General features: G+C 73.2%; 23 protein-coding genes. 15 read left to right on the plus strand and 8 right to left on the minus strand.

The annotated features are described in order from the left end of the window. Positions 1-74: 74 nt before the first annotated feature. The 15 genes from ACIQMX_RS33015 to ACIQMX_RS33085 all read left to right on the plus strand — a co-directional run bounded on the left by ACIQMX_RS33015 (position 75) and on the right by ACIQMX_RS33085 (position 15,864). Positions 75-1,415, plus strand: coding sequence for a nucleotide sugar dehydrogenase (locus tag ACIQMX_RS33015; RefSeq protein WP_363068875.1), 1,341 nt, complete (start codon positions 75-77; stop codon positions 1,413-1,415). After that, a complete protein-coding gene (trpD, locus tag ACIQMX_RS33020) occupies positions 1,415-2,530 on the plus strand; it encodes an anthranilate phosphoribosyltransferase (protein WP_402483683.1) in 1,116 nt (371 codons plus the stop codon). Before ACIQMX_RS33015 ends, trpD begins: the two co-directional genes overlap by 1 nt. Continuing rightward, the gene (locus ACIQMX_RS33025) at positions 2,530-3,327 is read left to right on the plus strand and encodes an indole-3-glycerol-phosphate synthase (protein ID WP_402483685.1); all 798 of its coding nucleotides are present in this window, start codon (positions 2,530-2,532) and stop codon (positions 3,325-3,327) included. Before trpD ends, ACIQMX_RS33025 begins: the two co-directional genes overlap by 1 nt. Beyond that, positions 3,324-4,511 (plus strand): tryptophan synthase subunit beta, encoded by a 1,188-nt coding sequence (gene trpB / locus ACIQMX_RS33030; RefSeq protein WP_363068881.1) that lies wholly within the window; start codon positions 3,324-3,326, stop codon positions 4,509-4,511. The genes ACIQMX_RS33025 and trpB overlap by 4 nt, the downstream gene beginning before the upstream one ends. Next, the gene (gene trpA / locus ACIQMX_RS33035) at positions 4,508-5,305 is read left to right on the plus strand and encodes a tryptophan synthase subunit alpha (RefSeq protein ID WP_148020082.1); all 798 of its coding nucleotides are present in this window, start codon (positions 4,508-4,510) and stop codon (positions 5,303-5,305) included. Before trpB ends, trpA begins: the two co-directional genes overlap by 4 nt. Beyond that, positions 5,302-6,462, plus strand: coding sequence for a DegT/DnrJ/EryC1/StrS family aminotransferase (locus tag ACIQMX_RS33040; RefSeq protein WP_363068885.1), 1,161 nt, complete (start codon positions 5,302-5,304; stop codon positions 6,460-6,462). The genes trpA and ACIQMX_RS33040 overlap by 4 nt, the downstream gene beginning before the upstream one ends. Then, a complete protein-coding gene (locus ACIQMX_RS33045) occupies positions 6,459-7,583 on the plus strand; it encodes a DegT/DnrJ/EryC1/StrS family aminotransferase (RefSeq protein ID WP_402483687.1) in 1,125 nt (374 codons plus the stop codon). The genes ACIQMX_RS33040 and ACIQMX_RS33045 overlap by 4 nt, the downstream gene beginning before the upstream one ends. A 5-nt stretch (positions 7,584-7,588) precedes the next feature. Next, complete coding sequence (locus ACIQMX_RS33050; RefSeq protein WP_363068889.1) at positions 7,589-8,491, plus strand: sugar phosphate isomerase/epimerase family protein; 903 nt, start codon at positions 7,589-7,591, stop codon at positions 8,489-8,491. Further along, entirely contained in the window at positions 8,484-9,791 is a 1,308-nt protein-coding gene (locus ACIQMX_RS33055) for a M20/M25/M40 family metallo-hydrolase (RefSeq protein WP_402483690.1), read from the plus strand. The genes ACIQMX_RS33050 and ACIQMX_RS33055 overlap by 8 nt, the downstream gene beginning before the upstream one ends. 47 nt (positions 9,792-9,838) lie before the next feature. Then, positions 9,839-10,954 (plus strand): Ldh family oxidoreductase, encoded by a 1,116-nt coding sequence (locus ACIQMX_RS33060; RefSeq protein ID WP_363068893.1) that lies wholly within the window; start codon positions 9,839-9,841, stop codon positions 10,952-10,954. A gap of 65 nt (positions 10,955-11,019) precedes the next feature. Continuing rightward, the gene (locus tag ACIQMX_RS33065) at positions 11,020-12,333 is read left to right on the plus strand and encodes a Gfo/Idh/MocA family oxidoreductase (RefSeq protein ID WP_363068895.1); all 1,314 of its coding nucleotides are present in this window, start codon (positions 11,020-11,022) and stop codon (positions 12,331-12,333) included. Beyond that, the gene (locus tag ACIQMX_RS33070) at positions 12,330-12,995 is read left to right on the plus strand and encodes a phenylalanine--tRNA ligase beta subunit-related protein (protein WP_402483692.1); all 666 of its coding nucleotides are present in this window, start codon (positions 12,330-12,332) and stop codon (positions 12,993-12,995) included. Before ACIQMX_RS33065 ends, ACIQMX_RS33070 begins: the two co-directional genes overlap by 4 nt. 141 nt (positions 12,996-13,136) lie before the next feature. After that, positions 13,137-14,633, plus strand: coding sequence for an anthranilate synthase component I family protein (locus ACIQMX_RS33075; RefSeq protein ID WP_402483694.1), 1,497 nt, complete (start codon positions 13,137-13,139; stop codon positions 14,631-14,633). After that, positions 14,630-15,229, plus strand: a complete 600-nt coding sequence (locus ACIQMX_RS33080; RefSeq protein ID WP_363068901.1) for an aminodeoxychorismate/anthranilate synthase component II — start codon at positions 14,630-14,632, stop codon at positions 15,227-15,229. Before ACIQMX_RS33075 ends, ACIQMX_RS33080 begins: the two co-directional genes overlap by 4 nt. Next, complete coding sequence (locus ACIQMX_RS33085; protein WP_148020091.1) at positions 15,199-15,864, plus strand: flavodoxin family protein; 666 nt, start codon at positions 15,199-15,201, stop codon at positions 15,862-15,864. Before ACIQMX_RS33080 ends, ACIQMX_RS33085 begins: the two co-directional genes overlap by 31 nt. Before the next feature lie 23 nt (positions 15,865-15,887). On the opposite strand, the gene ACIQMX_RS33090 is transcribed toward ACIQMX_RS33085, so the two are convergent. The 8 genes from ACIQMX_RS33090 to ACIQMX_RS33125 form a co-directional block, all read right to left on the minus strand. Next, positions 15,888-17,159, minus strand: coding sequence for an amidohydrolase family protein (locus ACIQMX_RS33090; RefSeq protein ID WP_363068903.1), 1,272 nt, complete (start codon positions 17,157-17,159; stop codon positions 15,888-15,890). Beyond that, entirely contained in the window at positions 17,156-17,884 is a 729-nt protein-coding gene (locus ACIQMX_RS33095; RefSeq protein ID WP_402483697.1) for a hypothetical protein, read from the minus strand. Before ACIQMX_RS33095 ends, ACIQMX_RS33090 begins: the two co-directional genes overlap by 4 nt. Beyond that, positions 17,881-19,293, minus strand: a complete 1,413-nt coding sequence (locus tag ACIQMX_RS33100; RefSeq protein WP_402483699.1) for a phenylacetate--CoA ligase family protein — start codon at positions 19,291-19,293, stop codon at positions 17,881-17,883. Before ACIQMX_RS33100 ends, ACIQMX_RS33095 begins: the two co-directional genes overlap by 4 nt. Before the next feature lie 185 nt (positions 19,294-19,478). Further along, entirely contained in the window at positions 19,479-20,081 is a 603-nt protein-coding gene (locus tag ACIQMX_RS33105; protein WP_363068909.1) for a phosphoribosylanthranilate isomerase, read from the minus strand. Between the two features lie 68 nt (positions 20,082-20,149). Continuing rightward, on the minus strand, positions 20,150-21,427 hold the full coding sequence (locus tag ACIQMX_RS33110) for an MFS transporter (protein WP_363068911.1): 1,278 nt from the start codon (positions 21,425-21,427) through the stop codon (positions 20,150-20,152). Further along, a complete protein-coding gene (locus tag ACIQMX_RS33115; protein ID WP_363068913.1) occupies positions 21,414-22,697 on the minus strand; it encodes a hypothetical protein in 1,284 nt (427 codons plus the stop codon). The genes ACIQMX_RS33110 and ACIQMX_RS33115 overlap by 14 nt, the downstream gene beginning before the upstream one ends. A 39-nt stretch (positions 22,698-22,736) precedes the next feature. Next, positions 22,737-23,951 (minus strand): ATP-grasp domain-containing protein, encoded by a 1,215-nt coding sequence (locus ACIQMX_RS33120; protein ID WP_363068915.1) that lies wholly within the window; start codon positions 23,949-23,951, stop codon positions 22,737-22,739. After that, positions 23,948-24,964: a Gfo/Idh/MocA family oxidoreductase gene (locus ACIQMX_RS33125; RefSeq protein ID WP_363068916.1), complete on the minus strand. Its 1,017-nt coding sequence runs from the start codon at positions 24,962-24,964 to the stop codon at positions 23,948-23,950. Before ACIQMX_RS33125 ends, ACIQMX_RS33120 begins: the two co-directional genes overlap by 4 nt. Positions 24,965-25,220 lie beyond the last annotated feature (256 nt).

Here is a 25,220-nt window from a genome sequence, read left to right on the forward strand (position 1 = left end):
GTGGTCCCCCTCGCCCACTGGCCTACTTGATCACGCCAACGGCCTTTATTTATAGCACTCAGAGGGAGAACCCCATGGCTGAAATGACTGGCGTACTCGCTCCCGTGATCCATGGGCGGGACGGCGCACGTGTCTTCGACGAGAAGATCGAACGCCGCACCCTGCGGGTGGGAATCGTCGGCCTCGGATACACCGGTCTGCCGCTCGGTCTCGGATTCGCCACGGCGGGTCTTTCGGTGCTCGGTATGGACACCGACGCCGAGCGGGTCGACCGGGTGGCGCGCGGAAGTTCGTATCTGCCCGATGTGAGCGACGGTGAACTGGCCGCGGTCGCAGCCCGGTTGAAGGCGACCACCGAGGCCGGGGAGCTGGCCGGCTCGGACGTCCTGATCGTGTGCGTGCCGACCCCGGTCACCGGCGACCAGCAGGCCAACCTGGACTACGTGCAGGCCGCGATGGACTCGGTGGCGCCGCTGCTGCGCCGCGGGACGCTGCTGATCCTGCAGTCCACGGTCCCGCCGGGCACCACGGCGGCCGCCGCGGCCGCCCTGGCCCGCACCACGGGGCTGGAGCCGGGTACCGACTTCCACGTGGCGATGGCCCCGGAGCGGGTCGACCCCGCCAACACGAGCGGCTGGAACCTGTCGAACACCCCGAAGGTGGTGGGCGGCCTGACCGAGGAGTGCACCCGCCGCGCGGCGGCCCTGTTCGGGCTGGTCTGCGAGACGGTGGTCCCGGTCTCCCGGACGGAGGTCGCCGAGCTGTCGAAGGTCTTCGAGAACACCTTCCGGCTGGTCAACATCAGCCTCACGCTCGAACTCTCCGACCTGTGCCGCCAGCTGGACATACCGGTGCGTGAGGTCATCGACGCCGCCTCCACCAAGCCCTACGGATTCCTCGCGCACTACCCGGGCCCCGGCGTCGGCGGCGAGTGCATCCCGGTCGACCCGCTGTTCCTGCGGGAGGCCGCGGACCGGGCCGGCACCGGGATGAAGCTGGTGGCCGCCGCGTTCGAGCGCGTGGAGCAGCGGCCCTGGCAGGTCGTGGAGCGGCTCGCGGAGCTCGTCGAGGCCCGCGGCTCGTCGCTGACCGGCGCCAAGGTGCTGGTGGTCGGCGTCAGTTACAAGTCGGGCGTCGCCGATCTGCGCAACGCGCCCGCCCTGGACGTCATCCGAGGACTGCGGGCCGTCGGCGCCGTCGTCTCGTACCACGATCCGCTGGTCCCGGGCCTCGTCGTCGACGGGGAGCCGGTCACCGCGGCGAACTGGGCGGCGGTGGAGCTGGCGCAGCTGGACGCGGCGGTGATGGTCACCCCGGTACCCGGCCTGGAGCAGGACCTGCTGTGGGGCATCCCGCCGGTCGTGCTCGACACCCACAACAAGCTCGTGGCGGCCAGCAATGTGGCGGTGCTGTGATGGCGGCCGCCCTGCTCGCCGGCCGTGCGCTCCCCACCGTCACCCGGGACGCGGTCGCCGGTCGTACGGTGTCGTCCGAGGCGGCCCGGGCGGCGGTGGCGGAGCTGCTGGACGAGACCACGGACGAGGTGGACGCCGCCGCCTTCCTGACCGCGGTCGCGGTGGGCGGGGCGAGCCCGGTCCTGGTGGCGGCGGCGGTGGAGGCAGTGCTGGCGGTGGCCAGGCCGGTCGCCTGGACGGGCCCGGCGGTCGATGTGGTCGGCACCGGTGGTGACGGCAGCGGCTCGGTCAACATCTCGACGCTGGCCGGTCTGGTCGCCGCCTCGGCCGGGGCGACCGTGGCCAAGGCCGGTAACCGGGCGGCGACTTCGCAGTGCGGGAGCGCCGACCTGCTGGAGGCCCTCGGGGTCGAGCTCGACCCCGGGGAGCGCATCCCGGAGCTGCTGGCCGAGCACCGGTTCGCGTTCCTCTTCGCGCCCGCGCTCCATCCGGCGCTGCGCAGGCTCGCCCCGGTCCGCCGCAGGCTCGGCTTCCGGACCCTGTTCAACCTGTCCGGCCCGCTCGCCAACCCGGTCCCGCTGACGGGCCGGCTCATCGGCACCGCGACCCGGCAGGACCAGGAGGTCCTGGCGCAGGCCGCCCTGCTCCTCGGCCACCGGCGGACCTGGGTCATCCAGGGCTTCGACGGCATGGACGAACTGACCACGGCGGGCCCCGCACGGGTGCTCCAGGTGGAGGGCGGTGAGCTCACGGAGTTCACCGTCGATCCGGCCGGGCTCCCGCTGAGCCCGGCGGGCCGCGCGGAGCTGGCGGGCGGCGACGCGGCACGCAACGCGGTCCTCGCCCGCCGGGTCCTGGACGGGACGGCACCCGCCCCGTTGCTGGACACCGTGCTGCTGAACGCGGCGGCCGTGCTCCGGCTGGCCGGTCATGCCACGGACCTGGCATCCGGCATCGCCCTCGCCCGGAACGCCGTGCGGCAGGGAGCCCCGGCCGCCCTGGCCGCCCGGCTCGCCCGGACCCCGCTCGCCGCGACCACCACCCCGATCACCCCGGCATCCGCGACCACCACCCCGGTCGCCGCGACCACCCCGATCACCCCGGAGAACAGCTGATGGCCACCCACCTCGACGACATCGTCGCCGCCAAACGTGCCGCCTGGAGCGGTCCGGCGGCAGCCGACGCCGCAGCCCGCGGCCGCAGGACCGCCGCCGTGCCCGGCCGGCTGGCCGCCGCGCTCGGCGGGGACGAGGTCTCGGTCATCGCCGAGATCAAGCCCAGGTCCCCGTCCAAGGGGCAACTGCTCGACCCCGCCCTGGCCGTTCCCACCGCCCGGAGCTACGTCGCGGGAGGCGCCTCGGCCATCTCCGTACTCGGTGACACGCCCTACTTCGGCGGCTCGCCCGAGCTGGTCCGTACCGTCGCCGAGCACCCCGACGTCACCGTCCCCGTCCTGTTCAAGGACTTCCTGGTCGACGTCCGCCAGGTGACGCTGGCCCACGACACCGGCGCCGACGGCGTCCTGATCATCGCCCGTGCCGTCGACGACGCGCTGCTGACCGACCTGGTGCACACCGCGCACGGTCTCGGCCTCGACGCGCTGGTGGAGACCTTCACCCAGGACGAGGTGGACCGGGCGCTGACCGCCGGTGCCCGCATCGTCGGCATCAACAACCGGGATCTGCAGACCTTCTCGGTCGACCTGGACAACTCGGCCAGGCTGCGACGCGACATCCCGCGCGGCGTGCTGACCGTCAGCGAGAGCGGCCTCGCCGGCCGCCCCGACATCGAACGCATCGCCGCGCACGGCTTCGACGCCGCGCTCATCGGCGAGTCCCTGCTCAGCAGCAACGACCCCGCCGCCCAGCTGCGGTCCTACACCGGGGTCCAGATTCTGGAGGTGGCCTCGTGAACGGCCGATTCGGCGAGTACGGCGGACAGTTCGTCGCGGAGACCCTGGTGGGACCGCTTCAGGAACTGGAGGAGGAGTACCAGAAGGCGCTCCTGGACCCGGAGTTCACCGCGGAGCTCGACAAGCTGCTCAAGATGTTCGTCGGCCGGCCGACGCCGATCACCGAACTGCACCGGCTCGGGGCCACGGAGAACGGCGTCAAGCTCTGGCTCAAGCGCGAGGACCTCACCCACACCGGCGCACACAAGATCAACAACTCGATCGGGCAGGCGCTGCTCGCCCGCCGTCTCGGCAAGAAGCAGATCATCGCCGAGACCGGTGCCGGCCAGCACGGGGTCGCTGTGGCCGCGGCCTGCGCCTACCTCGGTCTGGACGCCACCGTCTACATGGGCCGGGTCGACGCCGAGCGGCAGGCCCCCAACGTGCAGCGGATGGAGCTGCTCGGGGCCCGCGTCGAGCTGGTCGACCTGGGCACGGCGACGCTGAAGGACGCCATCAACGCCGCGATCCGCGAGTGGATCGCCCGCCCCGACACCACCCACTACCTGCTCGGCTCGGTCGTCGGCCCGCACCCCTTCCCCACCATCGTGCGCAACTTCCAGTCGGTCATCGGCCGCGAGGCCCGCGCCCAGTTCCTGGAGGCGAACGACAAGCTGCCCGACGCGGTCGTGGCCTGTGTCGGCGGCGGCTCCAACGCGGCCGGGATGTTCAGCGCCTTCCTCGACGACCCGGTCCGTCTCGTCGGCGTGCAGGCGGCCGGCGAGGGCAAGGGCGGGCAGGGCGGGCACGCGGCCCCGCTGCTCTACGGCGACCCGGGCGTCCTCCAGGGCACCCGCACCTATCTGCTCCAGGACGACGACGGACAGATCCAGCTCACCCACTCCATCGCCCCCGGCCTGGACTACGCGGGCGTCGGCCCCGAGCACGCGCACTACAAGGACACCGGCAAGGTCGAATACCTCTCCGCCTCCGACAACGAGGCCCTGGACGCGTTCGTCGCGCTCAGCTCCCAGGAGGGCATCCTCCCGGCCCTGGAGTCCGCGCACGCGGTGGCCGGCGCCCTGAAGGTGGCCCGCCAGTGCGCCCCCGGCTCCACCGTCCTCGTCAACCTCTCCGGCCGCGGCGACAAGGACCTCACCTCCGCCATGGCCGCCCTCAAGCAGCGTGAGGAGAACGCCCGATGAAGCGCATCGAACAGACCTTCACCGACAACCGGACCAAGGACGAGACCACCCTCGTCGCCTACATCACCTCCGGCTACCCGCTGCTCGGCGAGACCGTCGGACTGATCTCCGCCGCGGTGGAGGCCGGCGCCGACGTGATCGAGCTCGGTGTCCCGTTCTCCGACCCGCTGGGCGACGGTCCGGTCATCCAGGCGACCGGCCAGGCCGCCCTGGACACCGGTACCACCGCCGCCGCCACCCTCGACGTGGTCGCCGAGGCGCGTGCCGCCGGGGTCGAGGCGCCGATCGTGCTGATGGGCTACTGCAACCCGTTCCTGCGCTACGGCCTCACCCAGCTGTACGACGACGCCAGGTCGGCCGGAGTCGACGGGTTCGTCGTGCCCGACCTGCCGGTCAGCGAGGGCGCCGAGTGGCTGGCGCACGCCGAGGCCAACGAGCTGGGCCAGACCTTCTTCACCGCTCCCGGGAGCTCGGCGGAGCGCATCGCGGCCTCCGCCGCCGCCTCCCGCGGCTTCCTGTACGTCCTCGCCGCCAACGGCGTCACCGGAGTCCGCAAGGACCTGGACCCGGGTCTGGACGCCTATCTGGAGCGGGTGCGCGCGGCGGGCGACACCCCGATGGCCGTCGGCTTCGGGATCTCCCGCCCGGAGCACGTGGCGTCGCTGCACGGCAAGACGGACGGCGTGATCGTGGGCAGCGCGCTGCTCCAGGCCATCGGCGCCGCCCGGGACGCGGCGGGCCGCCGCCAGGCCGTCACGGGACTGATCTCCTCCCTCAAGGCGGCCACACGATGAGTGACGCCGCCGCCATCCCGTTCTTCAGCGGGGCCGCCTCCGCCCGCCGGGACCGTGCCGCGCTGGAGGCCATGGTCCGCCAGGTCGCCGCCTCCGGCCGCTTCACCTCCGGCCCGGTCACCGCCGAACTGGAGGCCGCGATCGCCGAGCGCACCGGCGCCCGGCACGCGGTGGCCGTCGCCAACGGGACCGACGCCCTAGTGATCCTCCTCCGGGCGGCGGGCATCGGCCCCGGCGACGAGGTCATCGTCCCCGCGTACACCTTCTTCGCCACCGCCTCCTGCGTCCTGCACGTGGGCGCCGAGCCGGTGCTCGTCGACGTGCTGCCCGGCAGCTACGCGATGGACCCGGCGCGCGCCGAGGCCGCGATCACCGGGCGGACCAAGGCGATCATGCCCGTGCACCTGTTCTCGCAGATGGCCGACATGGAGGTGCTGAAGGACCTGGCCGACCGGCACGGGCTCCTCCTGCTGGAGGACAGCGCCGAGGGCATCGACATGCGGGCGGGCGGAGTGCACGCCGGCCTGTGGGGCAGCGGCGGGGTGCTCTCCTTCTTCCCCACCAAGACCCTCGGCTCGCTCGGCGACGCCGGCATGCTCCTCACGGACGACGACGACATCGCCGCGTCCGCCCGGCGGCTGCGCCTGCACGGCCAGGGCACGGACGGCGCGTACGACACCGACGGCGCGTACGTCTACCAGGAGATCGGCTACAACAGCCGCTGCGACGAACTGCACGCGGCCTTCCTCCTGCACCGGCTGGAGCGCCTGGGCGAGGAGATCGGGCGGCGCGCCGAGCTCGCCGCCCGCTACGACCGGCTGCTCGCCCCGCTCGCCGGGACGGTGACCACGCCGTGGATGGCGCCCGCCAAGACGCCGGGCAACCAGGTCTATTACGTGTACCTGATCGAGTGCGACCGCCGGGACGAGCTGGCCGCGTACCTGGAGGCCCACGGGGTCGGCACCGAGGCGTACTACCCGCGCCCGCTCACCGAGCAGCCGCTGCTCGCCCCGCTGCCCGGCAGCCGGCACCCCGTCCCGGTGTCGGAGGCGGCCGCGCGACGCGCCCTGGCGCTGCCTCTCTACCCCGACCTCACCGATGAGCAGGCCGACCGCGTCGCCGCTCTCGTCCACGCCTTCTACGGAGCCGCATCGTGACCACCGTCATCCCGTACTTCGACTGGTCCGCCCGCTCGGCCGACTGGGCCGACGACATCGTGGCGGTCTTCCAAGAGGTCGCCGAGAGCGACGAGTTCATCCTGAAGTCCCGGGTCGAGCGGCTGGAGGCGGAGATCGCGGACCGCACCGGCGCCGCGCACGCCGTCGCCGTCGCGAGCGGCACCGGAGCGCTGACCGTGATCCTGGCCGCGCTCGGCCTCGGCGACGGGGACGAGGTCGTCACGCCCGCGTTCTCGTTCGTCTCCACCGCCTCCACCATCGCCCTGCGCGGGGCCCGCCCCGTCTTCGCCGACGTCGAGTACGAGACCGGCCTGCTCGACCCGGCCGCCGCCGAGGCCGCCGTCACCGACCGCACCCGGGCGCTGCTGCCGGCCTACCTCTTCAGCGGGTCCCCGCAGATGGGCGCCTTCGCCGAGATCGCCGCCCGGCACTCGCTGCACCTGGTCGAGGACAGCGCGATCGCTCTCGGCGCCGAGGTGGACGGCAAGCCGGCCGGCCGCCACGGGCACGCCGGGCTCTACTCCTTCTTCCCGGCGAAGCCCGCCGGCGGCATCGGCGACGCCGGGATGATCGTCACGGACGACGACGAGCTCGCCCGTACGGCCCGGATGCTGCGCAACCACGGCCAGCCCGCCGGCAAGCGGTTCTACCACGAGCTGCTCGGCTTCAACTGCCGGATGGACGAGCTGACCGCCGGCTTCCTGCTGCGCAAACTCCCGCACCTGGACCGGCTCCTGGAGCGGCGCCGGGAGATCGCCGCCGTCTACGAGGAGGGCCTGCGCCCGCTCGCCCCGGCACTGCTTCCCCCGCCGGCCGGGTTCGAGGGCCGCTCCGTCTACACGTACGTCGTGCGCGCCGAGCAGCGCGAGGAGCTGCGCGCCCATCTGGCCGGCCAGGGCATCGAGACGGCCGTCTACTACCCGCGCCCCCTGCACCTGCAGCCCGCGTTCGCCCACCTCGGGCACGGGCCCGGTGACTTCCCCGTGGCCGAGCAGCTCTCCCGCGAGGCGCTCGCACTGCCCCTGCACCCGGACATGGCACCGGGCGCGGCCGAGCAGGTCGTGGCAGCCATCAGCCGTTTCTACGCAGCGGGAAGGTGAGGACGGTGTCTGTGCCGAACCTCCTGGGCATCACCGCGGACCGGCTGTGCGGCATCGGGGACGAGGCCGCCCCCGATCTGGCGGGACAGCTGGCCATCCACCACGAACTGGGCATGGACGCCATCGAGTTGCGTACGGTCGACGGGCTCGGCCTGCACGAGCTGCCCCCCGGTGACGCCGCCGACCTGGCCCGGCGCACCATCGTCGCCGGCCTGCGGGTGCCGGTCGTGGACACCCCGTTGGGCTCCTGGTCCACCACCGTCGCCACCGGCATGGACGGCGAGCTCGCGGCGCTGGAGCGCTCCGCCAAGGCGGCGGCCCTGCTCGGCTGCGACCGGCTGCGCGTCATGTCGTACCCCAACGACGGCCGGCCGGAGCGCGAGTGGCGCACCGAGTCGCTGCGCAGGATGCGGACGCTGACCCGCGAGGCCGAGCGCCTGGGTGTGACGCTGCTGCACGAGAACTGCCAGGGCTGGGCCGGACAGAGCGCCGCGCACACCGTGCGCATGCTGGAGGAGGTCGCGAGCCCTCGCCTGCGGCTGCTGTTCGACACGGGCAACGGACTCGCCTACGGCTACGACTCCCTCGACTTCCTGCGCCGGGTGGCGCCTTGGGTGGAGCACGTGCACATCAAGGACGGGATCCGCTCCGGCGGACGGGCCGAGTTCACGATGCCCGGTGAGGGCACGGCCCGCGTCGACGCGTGCGTGAAGCTGCTGGAGGAGTACGGCTACCGCGGCTACTACAGCCTGGAGCCCCATCTGGCCCACATTCCGCACCTCGGACTGTCGGGCGATCCCGCCGCACTCGCCGACGGCTACCGCGCGTACGCCCGGCGCTGCGCCGCACTGCTCGGCATCGACATCACGGACAGCCGTACGTACTGGGAGGAGAGCCACCATGGCTGAGACGGCCCGCACGACCCGGACCGAGGGCGGCCTCGCCGCCGCGGACCTCCGGTGGCTGACCGAGCTGATGGCCGTCGACTCGGTCTCGCCCCTGGAGGGAGGCCCGCTGGACGGGGCGGCCCGCGCGCAGCGGGTGTTCCTGGCCGGCGCCGCCGAGCGCGGCTTCCGCACCGTGCTGCACGGACCGCCCGCCGCCGAGCTGCTGGAGCGTCCCGAAGTGCCCGCCACGGTACGGGAGGTGGCCGGACGGGACCTGTCCGCGTTCCTGGCCGGGCAGCCCTCCGCGGTGGTCGCCTACGGGTCCCCGCAGCCGCAGGCGCGCCGCCTGGTCGTGAACTTCCACATGGACACGGTCGGACCGCACGTCGCGCCGCGCCTGGAGGGCCGGGTCCTGCACGGCCGGGGCGCCGTCGACGACAAGGGCCCGGGGGTCGCCGCCGCGGCCGGGATCGCCGCGGCCTTCGCCGAGGACCCGGGGCTCGACGGCCGGATCGAGGTGCAGATCGCGTCCGTGCCCGGCGAGGAGGGCGGCGCGATGGGCACGTACGGGACGCGTGCGCTGATCGACGCGGGACACACCGGGCGCCTGATGGTGTTCGCCGAGCCGACCGGCAACACCTTCATGGACGGCTGCACCGCCGCGATGACCCCGCGCATCACGGTGACGGGCCAGGACTCCACCGACGACCACCCCGCGGACGGCCACAACGCCACCGTGCTGCTGGGCTTCCTCGCGGACTTCCTCGCCCGCCGGCTCGGCCCGCTCGCCCACGGCATGGGAGCCAAGCTCTGCGTCTCGGGCCTGCACACGGGTACCGCCCACAACCGGGTCTACGGCTCGGGGCAGTTGCTGCTCAACATCGCCTACCCGGCGACCGAGCAGGCCGAGCTGCTCGCCGCCTCGCTCGAAGTGCTGATCGAGGAGGCCCGGACCGAGTTCGCCCATCTGCACGCCCACGACCCGTTCAGCCGCCGCACGGTGAAGGACTGGCGCCGGATCGTCCGCCTCGACTGGCTGAAGCAGGGCCTGCCGACACTCGACAACCGAGACCCGGAAGCCGAACTCCTGCTGAATGAAGCCGGGTTCGTCCGCCACGACGGGCTCGCCGACGGTTCCGCCTTCACCTGCGACGCCATCTGGGCGCCGGGGCCGGGCCGCTATGTCGTCGCCTGCGGTCCCGGCCGCCTGGACGCCAACGGGGCGCACACCGCCGATGAGTTCGTGCACCTGGACGACCTGGACACGTACGCCCTGCGCATCAAGGACCTGGTGCACGCGTTCGCCGCACACACCGCCTGACCTTCCGCCTTCTTTCCCCGTATCTCCTTCGAATCAGAGGACCTGCCATGACCGTCCGTGTTCCCCTCGCCGACCTCACCGCCTTCGTCCGCAACGTCCTCACGGAGTGCGGCCTGGACGCCGACTCGGCGCGTACCGCCGCCGACGTCATCACGTACGCCGACGCGAACGGCTTCACCACCCACGGCACCAACGGGCTGGTGAACATCTACGCCCCCCGCCTGCTCGACGGCCGCATCGATCCGGGCGCCGCACCGCGCATCGTGCAGGAGACCGCCGGGGCGGCCCTGCTCGACGGGGACCGCGGGCTCGGTCTGGTCACCATGGACCTGGCCATGGACATCGCCATGGCCAAGGCGCGGCAGACCGGCATCGGCATGGTCGCCGTCCGCAACAGCACCCACTTCGGCAGCGCCGGCTACTACACGCAGAAGGCGGCCGCCGCCGGGCTGATCGGCCTGGCCATGACGAACTGCGGCGCGCAGGGCGTCGCCCCGCCGCTCGGCGGCACCGTGCGGATGCTCGGCACCAACCCGCTGAGCGCGGCCGTGCCGGTGACCGAGGGCGCGCCCTTCGTCCTCGACATGAGCACCACCGTCGTCGCCACCGGAAAGATCAAGGCCGCCCACCGGGAGGGCCAGGAGGTCCCCCAGGAATGGCTGGTCCGCCACGACGGCACCCCGACCTCCGACCCGGCCGACTTCATGGCCGAGGAGGCGGACGTCGCCTGGCTCGGCGGGCCCGCCGCGACCGGTGGCGCCAAGGGCTTCGGGCTCGCCCTGCTGGTGGACCTGCTGTGCGGCCCGCTCTCCGGCGCCGCGTACGGCCCCCGGCCCGGCGTGCTGAAGGGCGAGCCGGCGGGCGACGACAACGTCGGCCACACCGCGATCGTGATCGACCCGTCGGCGTTCGGTTCCGCGCACGCCATCGCCGCCGAGAACCGGATCCTGCTCGACACGGTCGCGAACTCCCCGGCCGCCGCGTACGCGACGCGCGGCGTCACCTACCCGGGCGCCCCCGAGGCCCTGCGGTACGCGCAGTCGCAGCGCGAGGGCGTCGAGCTGCCGGGGCCGGTGGCCGAGGGCCTGGCCGCGCTCGCCGAGCAGCTGAGCCTCCAGGCACCCGCCGCGCTGACCGGGCGCAGCCTCCAGCCGGTCGCCTGAAGCACCGGGGGCCTCGCGGCCCCGCCACCCGAAACCACCACGGACACGGAGAGGACCGAACCATCATGCGTATCGGAGTCATCGGAGTGGGCGTCATCGCGCCCTTCTTCCTTCAGGCCATCGAGGACGACCCGCAGCTGCGCCTGACGGCGGTCTGCGACCTCGACCAGGCGAAACTGACCGGATTCCCGCCGGGGACCGTCATGTTCACGGACCACCGCGATCTCCTCGCGTCCGGTCTGGTGGACGGTGTCGTCGTCACCCTGCCCAACCACGCGCACGCGCCGGTCGTGGCCGACGCGCTGCGGGCCGGTGTGCACGTCTGCTGCGAGAAGCCGCTGACCGTCCACGCCGAGGACGCGCACCGCCTGACCCGGCTGGCCGACGAGCACGGCACGACCCTGTTCACCGCGTTCCACCGCCGCTACAACACCCATGTCCAGGACCTGGCGGAGCGGCTGCCCGAGCCCGCGCTCATCTCGCACGTCACCAGCCGCTACCAGGAGAAGATCGAGGAGCACACCGGCGCCGACCGCTGGTACCAGGACCTCGACCGCTGCGGCGGCGGCTGCATCATCGACAACGGCCCCAACGCCCTGGACGCCCTGGAGACCGTGCTCGGCCCGCTCACGCTGACCGACGCCACGATCGGGGACGTCAGGTCAGGCGTCGAGTTCTGCGCCGAACTCGGCCTGGTCACCGCCGGCGGCATACCCGTCCACGTGGACCTGGACTGGGCGCTGGAGACCGGTGAGCGCAAGGACATCACCGTGCACCTCAAGGACGGCCGGGAGCTGCACGCCGACATGCTGGACGGCTTCGAGGCGTTCAAGTCCTCGCTCGACCACGAGTACGCGGGCATCATGGCGGACTTCCACCGGGTCGTGCGGGACGGACGCAGCGGACCGGACCGGGGCCCGCACATCGTCGACCTCGTCGAGGAGGCGTACGGCATCGGGCGGACCAAGGAACAGCGGCTGAGGATGACCGTCAAGGAGCCGGTTTCGGCCCACTTGGTGAAGCTGCTCTTCCACCGGCGCACGGACCGCGGCATGCGGCTGTCGCCCTGGCAGTCGCGCTGTGTGCGGGCCGGCGACGTCCACGAGCTGGTCACCACCACCGACCGGCCGTCCGCCACCGGGGACCGGGTCGACCACGTGGGATTCCTGGGCTTCGCCGAGTTCCCCTCCGGCACGGTGATCGACCGGGGCGACGTGGTGTCCGGACCCCACGGGCCGATCGGACGGGTGGCCGGATTCGACGAGTGCCACGCGCCGAACCACTACAACATCCTCATCGACACCGAACGCGTCCTCACGGCCGAGGACCTGGATCTGCAGACGCTGGACACCTTCACCTTCTCCGGAGGAACCCGATGACCACGCCCACCTTCCGCAAGGTCGCCGTGACGCCCGAGGCCCGCGCACTCGTGCCCGGGGTCCAGGTGCTGACCCTTCAGGCGCAGATCCCGGCCGCCGGCCCCGCACCGGCCGACGACGTCTGGGCCGAGGCGCACGCGCGGTGGACCGGGGCGAGCCGCGCCGAGGTGCGCGCGGCCCCGAACGTCGCCGCCTACCGCGAGCTGAGCCGCCTGCTGGGCAGCCACCCCGACAAGCGGCCGCCGTCCGTGCAGGCGCTGATCGACCGGGGCCTGCGCGCCAAGCCGCTGGGTGCCTGGCCGAGGATCAACCCGGCCGTCGACGCCGTCAACGCGGTGGCGGTACGCGACCTCGTCGCGCTCGGCCTGTTCGACCGGGACATGCTGGAGGGCGAGGTGGCGCTTCGGCTGACCGACGGCACCGAGGAGTTCACCGCACTGGGCGCGGACGGGCCGGTGACCCTGGAGGCCGGCGGGCTCGTGCTCGCCGACGAGAAGCGCGTGCTGTCGCAGTTCGCCCACCGCGACGGCGTCCACCAGGCGGTGACCGCGCAGACCCGCAGGGTGCTGCTGCTGGCCTGCTCGGTCCCCGGCGTCGACGAGGACAGCTGCCGGGACGCGCTGCTGGCGGCTGCCGCGCTCCTGGGCGCGTCAGCGCGGTAGGGCGGGCCCGAGGGTCCCGGGCAGGGCGGCCAAGTGGTCCGCCGCCGGCCCGGAACAGTGGACTGCCCGGCGGGTACGCGCCGTTGGTTGGCTGGGAGCAAGCCGCTGACCGACCCTCGTACCGAAATGAGACCGCCCACGATGACCATGACCGCCGTCGAGCCCGCCGCAGCACCACCCGGGACGGCCGCCGAGCCCGTGCGGGTGACCGTGGCGCGCATCCCGTTGCCGCCGCACGCCCCGCTCGCCCTGGGCGCCGAGCTGCGCCGGCTGCTCGGCGAGGACCAGGTGTTCCTGTTCGAGAGCCTGGCCGGCCCCGACGAGGACTGCCGTTTCGCCGCGGTCGGCGCCGAGCCGCTGGCCCGGATCACCGTGCGGGACGGACGGATCGCGCTGGACGGGATCCCGGAGCTCGTGGAGCGGCTGCGCCCGCTCACCGACCGCGCCCGCGGCGACGTCCGGCGTCTGCTGGAGGCGGTGAACGGGGCCTTCGCCGTGGAGACCGACGTCCCGCTCGACACCTACGCCTTCGGGTTCCTGGCCGTGCTCGGCTACGAGGCCGCCTGGCACCTGGAGCAGCTGCCGCCCCGCGCCCCCGGCCACGACCCGGAGATCACCCTCACCCTCTTCCGGTACGTCGTCACCTACCACCTGGAGAGCGGCGAGAGCCACCAACTCCTGGCGCAGGCGTCCGAGTTCGGAGGTCCCGGCATCCTGGGCGCCGATCTCCCCGCGTTCGTGTCCACCCTGCCGCCCGAGCCGGAGGCGGACCCCGTGCCGCCCGCCCCGCCGGCGTACAGCGTGCGCCGCACCGTGCGCCGGGGCGAGTTCACCGACCGGGTGCGGCGCTGCCTGGAGCACATCAGGGCGGGCGACGTCTACCAGATCCAGATCGGCCACCGCATCGAGGTGAGGACCCCGCTGCCGGCCATCGACGCCTACCGCCGGCTGCGCCGGAGCAACCCGTCGCCGTACATGTACCTGGTGCCCTGGGCGGGCCGCACCCTGGTCGGGGCCAGCCCCGAGCTGCTGCTGCGCATCGAGGGCCGGACCCTGGCGATGCGGCCCATCGCCGGCACCACCGCACGGGCCGCGGACCCCGCCGAGGACGCGCGCCGCGTCGCCGCGCTGCGCGCCGACGAGAAGGAACGCGCCGAGCACATCATGCTCGTCGACCTGTGCCGCAACGACGTGGCCCGGGTCTCCGTGCCGGGCACCCTGGCCGTCGAACGGATGCTGGCCGTCGAGCACTTCGCCCAGGTCCACCACCTCGTCTCCACGGTCCGCGGCGAACTGGCGGACGGCGCCGACGTCTGGTCCGCCCTGCGTGCCACCTTCCCCGCGGGCACCATGACCGGGGCGCCCAAGGTCCGCGCCATGGAACTGATCCAGGAGATCGAGGGCCGGCCGCGCGGCGCCTACGCGGGCGCGCTGGGCCTGATCGACGTACGCGGGCACGCGGCGACCCTCGCCCTGTGCATCCGTACCGCCGTCCACGATCCCGACACCGGGACGTACGCGCTTCAGGCGTCCGCCGGGGTCGTCGCCGACTCCTCGGCCGACGGCGAATGGCGCGAGACGCTGATCAAGATGAGCGCGGTGTACGCCGCCCTGACGGGCGAGGTGCTCACGGCATGAGGATCCTGCTCGTCGACGCACGCGACAGCTTCGTCCACATCATCGACCACTATCTGCGCGAGCAGGGCGCCCGTACGGACGTCGTCACCGCGCTCGCCCACTCCCCGGCCGAGCTGGACGCCCGCCGTCCCGACGCGGTGGTCCTCGGTCCCGGTCCCGGGCACCCGGCCGACTCCGGCCACCCGGAACTCGTACGCCACTTCGCCGGCCGGGTACCGCTGCTCGGGATCTGCCTGGGCCACCAGGCCATCGGGCTCGCCTACGGCGGGCGGATCGAACGGGCGGCGCGCATCGTGCACGGCAAGACCAGCCGCCTCGACCACGACGGCTCCGGGATCCTCACCGGACTCGCCGACGGCACCGAGGTCACCCGCTACCACTCACTGGCCGTCGCCGACCCGCTGCCCGCCGAACTCCTGGTGACCGCACGGGCCCGCGAGGACGGCTGTGTGATGGGGCTGCGCCATCGCCGCCTGGCCGTCGAAGGCGTGCAGTTCCACCCCGAAAGCATCACGACACAGACCGGATCCGCGTTCATCGCCAACTTCCTCGAAGGGATACAGCCATGGTCGACCACGGTCCCTGGGCGTCGATAGCCGCCCTGAACGGCTCCGAACGGCCCGACGGTCTCACCGGAAGGGTGCTGCGGATGCTGGCGGCCCAGGCCGCCGAGCACGGGGTCCACCTCGATGTGATCCCGCTCGCCGAGTACGACATCACGCCCTGCGGGCCGTGCGGCGACTGCAACGTACGCCCGCTGCCGTGCGCCCTGGACGACGACGTGCCGGCCCTGGTGGACCGGCTCGTGCGGGCCGACGGGGTGCTGTACGCGGCGCCGGTGCACGGCTTCGGGCTGGCGGGCGTCATGCAGAACTTCATCGAGCGGGCCGGCGTCGGCCACCTGCGCTTCGACCGCCCGCTCGCCAACAAGGTGGCCGGCGTCGTGGTCACCGGACGGCGCTACAGCCACGACCGGGTCTACGGGCAGCTCATCGACAACGTCCTGCTCAACCGGATGATCGTGCCGGGCAGCGGCTTCCCCGCCTTCGTGCACGACCAGTTCGCGCCGGGCGAGGACCAGGAGGGCCTGGCCGCCGCACGCGGACTGATGGACCGGATGATCGACCTGATGCGGATCCTGCTGCTGCCGCACGGCGGCCGCGGCGACACCGCGCGGCTGCTGTCACTGCCCCGCAACGAAAGGGCCGGGCTGCTCAGCCCCACGGGGTGAACAGCCCGGCTCCGACGCGCCTCTCAGGATGCGGGCGGCGCCACCGGACCCGCCGCGTGCCGCCCGCCGATCAGTACCGACCGCAGCGCCTGCTTGTCCTGGAGCACCGTCAGGTCCGCCGCCGGGTCGCGGTCCCACACCACCAGGTCGGCGAGCCGCCCCGGCGCCACCACCCCGGCCTCCGCACCGCGTCCGGCCAGCTCGGCCCCGTTGGCGCAGGCCCACTTGATGACCGTCTCGGGCGCGATCCCGGCCCGCTCCCCGTACATGACCAGCTCGTCCGCGTACGTACCGTGCGGGGTCCAGGCGAAGCCGAAGTCGTCACCCGGCACGATCTTCATGCCGCGGGCCTCGGCCGTCGGGAGGAAGCGCAGGGTGTTCTCGATCTCGTCCCGGAAGTCCAGCGACTCCAGATAGTCGGGAGCCTTGCCGAACCGCTCCCCGAGCGCCAGCAGCCGGTCCGGCTGGAACAGGCTCGGCACCACGAACACGCCGCGTTCGGCGATCTCGTCGAGCGCCCGGTCGTCCGCGTACGTGGCGTGGTCGATGACGTCGACCCCGGCGGCCAGCGCGTTGCGGATGCCGGCCAGGCCCCGCGAGTGCGCCCGCACCCGGGCGCCGCGCCGGTGCGCGGTCTCCACGACCGTGGACAACTCCTCGCGGGTGAAGAGAAGTTCGTCGGAGCGGGCGTTGGGGAACGTGTCGTCGCCCGACGAGAACACCTTGATGATCTCGGCGCCCTCGTCGATCTCCTCCTCGGTGTACTTCACCAGATCGCCCAGGACGTCCACGACCGGCATCAGCTCGCGCGGCATCCGCTCCTTGAGCTCGGGCGAACGCCGGCCCGGCGGGCCCGACACCATCAGGTCGCGGCTGCACGGAGTGATGCGCGGACCGGCGATCACACCGGCCTCGATGGCGTTCTTCAGCGCCATGTCGATGCCGGCGACCGATCCGGCCCCGACGAACGCCGTGTAGCCGCAGCTCAGCAGGTCCGCCGCGTGCCGGGCCGCATGCAGCGCGACCTCGGGCACCCGGTACTTGAACAGCGTCTCGCGGCCCGTGGTGACGTTGACGTACGCGATGTGGGTGTGGCCCAGCGTCATGCCGGGCAGCACGGTGGCCCCGGCCAGGTCCCAGCGGACGAAGCCGCCCTCGGCGGGCGCCTCGGCGGCCGGCAGCACGGCCTCGACGCGCCCGCCCGACACCAGGACGGAGCGGGCGGGCAACGAGGCGCGGCCCAGGCCCTCCTGGACGGTGACGTCATGCAGCAGCAGTCGGCGCTCAGTGGTCACGGCCGGCTCCCCACGGACGGACGGGCATCCTCGGAACGGGCGAGTACCGCGGGCCCGAACACCATCCACACCATGGGGACGCCCGGCCGTGAGACCTGGAACTCCAGCCGGTGCGCGGCGCGTCCGGGCTCGTTGGTGACGGCGGCGTCCGCGCGTCCCTCCGAGACCAGTTCGGCGGCGTGGATGGTGGACTCGGCGGGCACCCAGGCGATGTCGTAACCGCCCCGCCCGCCCTCGGCCCCGTCGAGCAGCTCCACCAGACGGCGGGTCTCGTGCAGGGTCGCGAGGCGCAGGATGCCCTCGCGCAGCCCCGAAGGACCGGTGGCGATGCCGTACTCGGGGGTCGGTGAGGAGAAGGTGGCGTCCAGCCGCAGCCGGGGCGACCAGAAGAAGCGGGTCGCGCACTCGGCGGCCCCCGGTACCAGGGCGTAGGCGGGACCGCCGCGGCTGCCGACGGCGGCGAGCAGCTCCTCGAAGGAGTCGTACGGCACGGGCTCCACCACGGGGCCGCCGAGGTGGGCGAGCCGGTAACCGAGACGGGAGAGGGCGACCATCGACGTGGTGCCGTCCGGGCCGAGCGTGCCGACCCGCAGGGTGCCGGGCCGCAGCAGCGGCGAGTGGGGTATCCGGGCGGGCTCCCACAGGATGGGGAACGGTGTCGTGTCGGCGTCGGCGTCGGAGCCGTCGCCGAGGACGGCCTGGGCGCGGAGCAGGGGCTCGGTCATGCGCGGTGCCCCCGGGCCCCGGCGAGCCGGCGGGCGGCGGCCGTCTCGTGGTCGACGGCGGTACGCCGGTCATGGATGCGGGCGGCCTTCCAGCTGACGAAGGCGCCGGTCGTGGTGACCGGGTCCAGCTCGTCCGGCAGCTCCACCCGGCAGCGGACCCCGAGCGCGTCGGCGACCCGGGCCGCGTGCGCGGCCTCCAGCCCCGGCACGCGTTCCCCGGGCAGGTCGAGCCGGACGGTGATCAGGTCCTCGCCGTCCTCGGCCCGGTCGATGACGACCTGGTAGCCGTAGCTGTGGTCGATCCGGCGCAGGACGGCCTGCTCGATCTGCCAGGCCTGGAAGCTGTGACCGCCGAGCACGATCCGGTCGCGGGTACGGCCGACGACCCGCATGACGGGGCCCCGGATCCCGCAGCCGCACACGTTGTCGGAGAGCTCGACCAGGTCGCCGGTCCGGTAGCGGATCAGCGGCTTGATGCCGTCGATCAGCATCGTGACGACCAGCTCCCCGGTGCCCCGGTCGCCGAGCGGGGCGCCGGAGTCCGGGTCGACGAGCTCGGCGATGTAGTTGGGCCGGGCCAGGTGGAGACGGCCGTGGGCGCAGGCCGAGGCGATGACCAGGGTCTCCTGGGAGCCGTAGAGCGCGTTGTACGTCCGGGCGCCCCACGCCTGGTCGATCTGGCGGGCCAGGTCGGGGGTGCACATCTCGCCGGTGACCAGGAAGACCTTCACGGCGAAGTCGCGGCGCGGGTCGAGCCCCTGCTCACGGGCGGCCCGCGCGAGCGAGAGCGCCACGTTGGGCGTGCAGAACACGACGTCCAGGGCCAGGTCCCGCATCAGCTGGAGGGCCTTGGGGAAGCCGATGACGGGGGAGTACGGCCAGATCTTGGCGACGGCCGAACCCACGTTGCGCGCCACGTCACCCAGGGTGTCGCCGAGCGAGTGCACCTCGGTGGGGCCCATCACGCCGACGCGCGGGGCCCGGTCGCCGAAGACGTCCGCGAAGATGTTCCGCCAGCTCTCCGTCACATGGGCGTTGGAGGCGATCACCTCGCGCGGATCGCGGGGACAGGGCGTGGCCGGTCCGGTGGTGCCGGTGGTCTCGTAGAAGAAGCAGGCCTCGTCGAGATCACGGCTCAGGACGTCGGACATGGCCGTGCGCAGATGGTCCTTCGTGGTGAAGGGCAGCGAGCGCACGTCGTCGAGGGTGAGCCGGCCGGCCGGCACGCCGGCCAGGTGCCGGGCGTAGAAGGGCGAGCCGTCCTGCGCGAGCGCGACGACCTCGCGCAGCTGCCGCTGCGCCCACGTACGCCACTCCTCCTCGCCCAGTTCACCCGCGGTGTACCGGTCGTGCAGCGTCAGATAGCGCTCGATGAAGTCGCGGTGCTTCCCGGATGCGGGCAGCCACATGGATCCCCCAGGTGATTCGGCGGGTGCGGTGGACGTCAGTGCCGTGCACCCGGCCCAGGGCCGGGTGCGCCCGTACGCGTCCGGGAAGCGGCTATCCGATACTGCGGGCCGCACCGATGCGCCCTCAATTCGCCTTAGGAGGCAGTGGCTTCACTCTTGGTGGCAGTGCGCCGGGACCGGTCCGGTCAGGCGGCCGCCGCTTTGGCCGCGGCGACGAACCGCCTGATCAGCTCCGGGTCCTTCACGCCACGGGTGCGCTCGACGCCGCTGGAGACGTCCACGCCCCAGGGCCGCAGTCCGGCGACGGCCCCGGCGACGTTGTCCGGGGCGAGACCGCCGGCCAGGAGCCACGGACCGGTGGGGGAGACGCCGAGTGCGGCCGGGTCCCAGCGCTCGCCGGAGCCGGGCCGGGGCGAGTCGATGATCAGCAGGTCCTCGCCGTACGCACCGGTCTCCAGCGGCGCCCCGCCCTCCGGGGACGTGGCCCGGATCAGCCGGAACCCGTCGGCGCGCAGCGCGGCGAACGCCTCGGGCGGCTCCGCCCCGTGCAGCTGGACGGTGTCGACGCCCGCCTCGGCGGCGGCCCGGCGCACCTCGTCGAGCGGCTCCCCGCGGAACACGGCGACCGTCGCGGTGCCCGCGGGCACCAGGGCGGCCAGCGCGCGGACATCGGCGGGGGCGACCCGGCGGGGGCTCGGCGTGAGGACGAACCCGATCGCGTCGGCGCCGGCCTCGACCGCGGCCGCCACATCCTGCGGGCGGCTCAGACCGCATACCTTGACGTACATGTCTTCTCCTGGATCCGGAACGGGGACATCGGTGCTGTCGGGGTCGTCCATGCTGTCAGGGCCGGCGCTCATGACCGGACCGCGGTACGGGAGCACAGGAAGACCAGCGCCGCCGCGGTCAGCCCGCCCGCCGTCACGGCCAGCGCGGTCCGCGGACCGGCCGCGGACGCGAGCAGCCCGCCGAGCAGTCCGCCCACCGGGATCACCGCCCAGGTGAGGAAGCGGAAGGTGGCGCTGACCCGGCCGATGAGTTCGGTGGGCACGGTGGCCTGGCGCAGCGTGATCGAGTGGATGTTGAAGATCGCGATGCCGAAGCCGTTGAGGACGTAGCCGGTGGCCAGGAGCGCGTATCCGGGCCCGGTGCCGGCACCGGCCGCCAGGGGCAGCAGCAGCGTCGCGAACGAGGCGACGGCCATGCCGGTCACCATGGCGCGGCCCACTCCGAGCCGCTTCCCGAGCCGGCCCGCGGACAGCGCGCCGCCGAACGCGCCGACACTGCCGACCGCGATGACCAGGCCGAGGCCGGCCGGGCCGAGGTGCAGGACGCGGATGGCGTAGAGCGGGAAGACGACCAGGACGACGTCCCAGAGCAGGTTGTACAGCGAGGCGTGCAGCATGATCACGCGCAGCAGTCTGCTGTTCAGCGTCATGCGCAGCCCCGCGGCGATGTCCTTGCGCACCGAGGACCGGGCCCCGGCCGCGCGGACCGGCCGGGCCTCCGGGGTGCGGATCCGCAGCAGCATGGCCGCGCCGAAGAGGTAGCCCAGGCAGTCGACCAGGATGGCGACGGGCGCGGTGAGCACCTGGATCAGTGTCCCGCCGAGCCCCTGGCCCGCCGTCTCCGCGACCGAACGGCTGCCCTGGAGCTTGCTGTTGCCCTCGACCAGCTGCTCCTTGGCCACCAGGGACGGCACGTACGCCTGGTACGCCACGTCGAACAGGGCGGTGAGCACCCCGGTCGCGAACGCCACGGCGCACAGGGCCCAGACGCCGAGCCCGCCCAGCCAGGCGAGCAGCGGCACCGCGGTGAGGATCGCGGCCCGGCCGAGGTTGGCGGTGATCAGGAGCGGACGGCGGCGCACCCGGTCGGCCAGCACCCCGGCGAACAGGGTCACGCACAGCACCGGCAGGTACTGGGCGCTGTTCAGCAGTCCCAACTGGGCCGGGCTCGCGTCGAGCAGCACGATCGCGGTGACGGGCAGGGCCAGTTCGGTGACCCGGGAGCCGAGCAGGGAGACCGTCTGTCCGGCCCACAGCCGGCGGAAGTCCCGGTGGTGCCAGAGCCCCTGGGGCGGCGGCTCCGGGGACGGGGGCCCGGCCCGGTCGAGGAGCTCAGCCGACGACATGGAGGGCCTCCCGGGCCGTCGGCCCTCCGGCGTCGGCGGGCTGCCCGCCCTGCGGGTGCCAGTCGAGCCGGTAGGCGGCGAGCGTCTGCCGGATGGCCTCCTCGACCTGCTCCGAGCGGTCGGCCCGGTAGCGGAACGTGCCGGCGGTGTGGACGGCGCCGCCGTTGCCGCTGAGCACCGTGCCGGGAGGCGGCAGGGTCTCGGAACAGAGCGCGGGCACCCGGCCCACCAGCGAGGTCACGGCGTCCACGACGGCCGGGCGCACGGGCGGCTCGGGCATCATCAGATACCCGGCGACCGGGCCGTCCAGGTCCATCGGCGCGATCGTCAGGTCCTCGCCGAGCTGCACCCGTGCGGAGGCGGCGACCAGGTCGACCCCGTAGACCTCCTCCCAGACGACCCGGACCTGACCGCCGCCGGCCCGGGCCCCGATCTCCAGGAACACCAGGTCGTCGCCGTCGCCCGAGGGCCGCGCGGTCCGGAAGACCTCAAGGTGGAAGACGTCGTCGGTGAGGTCCAGGGCGGCGCACACGCGCTCGGCGAAGCCGGTCACCCGCTTCTCGAAGTCCGGGTCGTCGTTGGCGACCGAGCTGAAGGCCGTGCCGGTGGCGAAGTCGAGGCAGCTGCCGCCGCAGCGCCAGGCCCGCGAGGTGAGCAGCCTGCCGCCCTGCACGACCCCGTCGATCTGGTAGAGCGCCCCGTCGATGAACTCCTCGCACTGGGCGTCGGCGAGGCCGGTGCCGTCCAGCAGGGTCTCCAGCTGCTCCTCGGAGCGCACCACGTGCACGCCCTGGCTGTCGGCGCCCGCGCGCGGCTTGAGGACGAACGGATAGCCGTGCCGTGCGGCGAATTCCCGTACCCGGGCGGCCGTGGGCGTCTCCTGGAAGGCGGGCACCCGCAGGCCGGCCGCCGCGACCAGGCCCTTCATCACGACCTTGTCCCGCACGGCGGCGACCTCCCCGGGGCCGCGGCCCGGGATGCCGAAGTGCCGGCGGATCTCGCCCGCGGGCTCCAGGTCGAATTCGGAGAGTGCGAGGACATGGGTGAACGGGCCGTACAGCTCGATCAGTTGAGCGGTCTGCGCCAGGACGTCGGCGGTGTCGGAGAGATCGGACAGCACGCGGATGTCCTCGGCCAGCTCCCCGTCGAGCGGCGGGCGGCCCGCCGCGGTGGTCAGATAGGCGACGCGGTCGACCGTGTGGTCGAAGTAACGGTGGTACTCGGCGAAGGAGTTGGTCCAGCGGTTGAGGATGAGGACATGGCGGTTCATCGGGTCTCCGGATGGTTCGTGGACAGTCCTGCGGATGGCTCAGCTGAAGGTCACGGCACGCTCGGCGCGTCGCAGCACCCCCGCCGTCTCCCGGTACGAGGCGCCCGCGGCGAGCACGTAACCGAGCCGGCCCGCCGAACTGCCGGGGTCCGGCAGGGCGCTTCCCGGCGGCAGGAGGACGCCTATCTCCCGCACCCGCGGATCGGACTCGATCACCGGGTCGACGCGGAACTCGCGGTAGGTGTCGAGGCCGGGCCGCAGGAAGTAGCGGATGCCGGCCCGGGCGCCGGTACGGGACACGGCCGGTTCGGGGTTGGGAAGGCCCAGGTAGCAGCGCAGCATGATCTCGTACAGATCGTGGCCGCAGGCCAGGCGCAGCAGGTCGGGGATGCGGTCGCCGGGCAGCCGGGCCGCGACCTCCATCAGCAGCGGGCCGCGCGCGGACATCCGCAGCTCGGCGTGGAAGGGCCCGATGCCCAGGGCGACGGCGTCCAGGACGCGGGCGATGTACGTCCTGATCTCCCGGGCCGCCGATGTCCTCAGCTGGGCGGGCACGATGTGCCCGACCTCGACGAAGTGCGGTTCGGCCCCGAGGATCTTCTCGGTGATGCCGAGGATGTGCACCCGGCCGTCCTCGACGTAGCCCTCGACGCTGTACTCCGGCCCCTCGACGTACTCCTCGACCAGCACCAGTCCGAGGCCGCCGCGCGAGCCGTCGGCCCGGCCGGAGCGCAGCGCCCTGCGGAACGCGGCCACGGCCTGCGCCTTTGAGCCGGCCCGGCGGACGTCGAGGCTTCCCGACTGGTCGACCGGCTTGACCACGCACACCGGTCCGAGCTCCGCGTAGGCCGCGGCGGCCGACCGTGCGCCGGAGACGATCCGGTACCGGGGCTGGTCGAGCCCCGCCGCGTCCACGGCCCGGCGCATCCGGTGCTTGTGGCGCAGGAACTCCACTCCCGCCGGGTCGATGCCGGGCAGGCCGAGCGCGGCGGCGGCGTGGGCGGCGAGCGAGACGAAGTGCTCGAAGCCGGGCAGGACCGCGTCCAGCGGTGTCTCGGCGTGCAGGGCGCGGATGAGGCCGAGCACGGCGGCCTGGTCGGAGGTGTCGGCGGTGATGACCCGGTCGGCCTTCGCGGGGGCGGTGCCGGGCCCGGTGCCGGCGGTCAGCACCAGGGCGGTGTGCCCGAGTTCATGGGCCCGGGTCACCAGCTCCAGTCCGGAGGAACGGGGCTCGATGATCAGAACGGTGCTCATGCTGCTTCCTGCGGGGCCGGGGTGGCGGAGTCGGCGAACGCGGCGGCGCGGGCGGCGTCGAGGAGTTCCATGGACTCCAGGTGCAGGGCGAGATCGCTGCGCGGCGCCGGGGACTCGTCGCGGAAGTGGGCGTACGCCTGCTCGATGAACCGGGTCAGCGGGGCGTCCTGGACGACCTTGCGGACCGGCCGTCCGGCGATGCGCACCTGACCGAAGTCGTCGTCGCCGGAGACGGGGTAGTCCGCCACGAGCGTGCCCTCGGTGCCGTGGATGTGGAGCCGCCGCCGGCGTACCGGCGAGGCCAGATCGGTGTACAGCGTGGTCCGTACGCCGGAGGCGTGCCGCAACGTGACCTCGGCACCGCCGAGGCGGGCGAGCCGGCCGGACGGCAGCGGCAGGTCCCAGCCGCGCGAGCCGGTGACCTCCGCGACGGGCCCCGCGAGATGCAGGGCGAGCAGCAACTGGTGCGGCAGCTCCACCTCGAAGGCGCTGCCGTGCCCCTGGGTCTGGAGCGAACGGCGGAAGCGCGGCTTGCTCTGCTCCATGTGGTACGAGACCGGCTCCCCGATCGTCCCCGAGGCGACGAGCTCCTCGGCGGCCTCGGTGACCCTGCTGGCCGGCCAGACGCTCATCGGCAGCACCACGGCCCCGGTGGCCTCCGCGAGTTCCACCAGATGGGCGGCCTCCTGCACGGTGTGCGCGATCGGCTTCTCCAGGATGAAGCGCTGCGCCCCGGCGTGCAGGAGCTGCTCCAGGCAGTCCCGGTGGGCGTCGGGCGGCACCGCCACGTGGAAGACGGCGTCGGCCACCCGGTGACCCTCCGCCCACAGCGCCGTCACGGCGCCGCGGACGTCCGGCACCCATTGCCCTCCCGCCACCTCGGCGGGACGGGGATCGACGGCGATCACCGTCGACCGGCCGCCCGTGAGGTCCCGCAGCGCGCGATGGTGCAGATCGCGGCCCGCGTGTCCGTATCCGACGATGACGGAAGGTGAACTGCCTTTCTTCCTCATCTTTTTACCGCCCTTCGCTGTCGTAGTGAAAGGAGCTTCGCAGCGGGCCGGGAACGAGTTCCAGGCCAATTCCCGAGACCCCCGGCGGACCACTTGAACGACGTTCCCGCGGCCGGTCGTGCCTGGTGGTGCCTCGAAAGGAACATCGTGGGCGGCCGAGGTGGTATCGGTCGGCGGCAAGGTCGACAGGCATGCTGAATAAGCGTGTTCGGCGTATTCGGAATTGCGGCACGCATCCCATTCGCCTGGAGAAGGA

This window comes from Streptomyces sp. NPDC091416 (assembly GCF_044756845.1).
Lineage (GTDB): Bacteria > Actinomycetota > Actinomycetes > Streptomycetales > Streptomycetaceae > Streptomyces.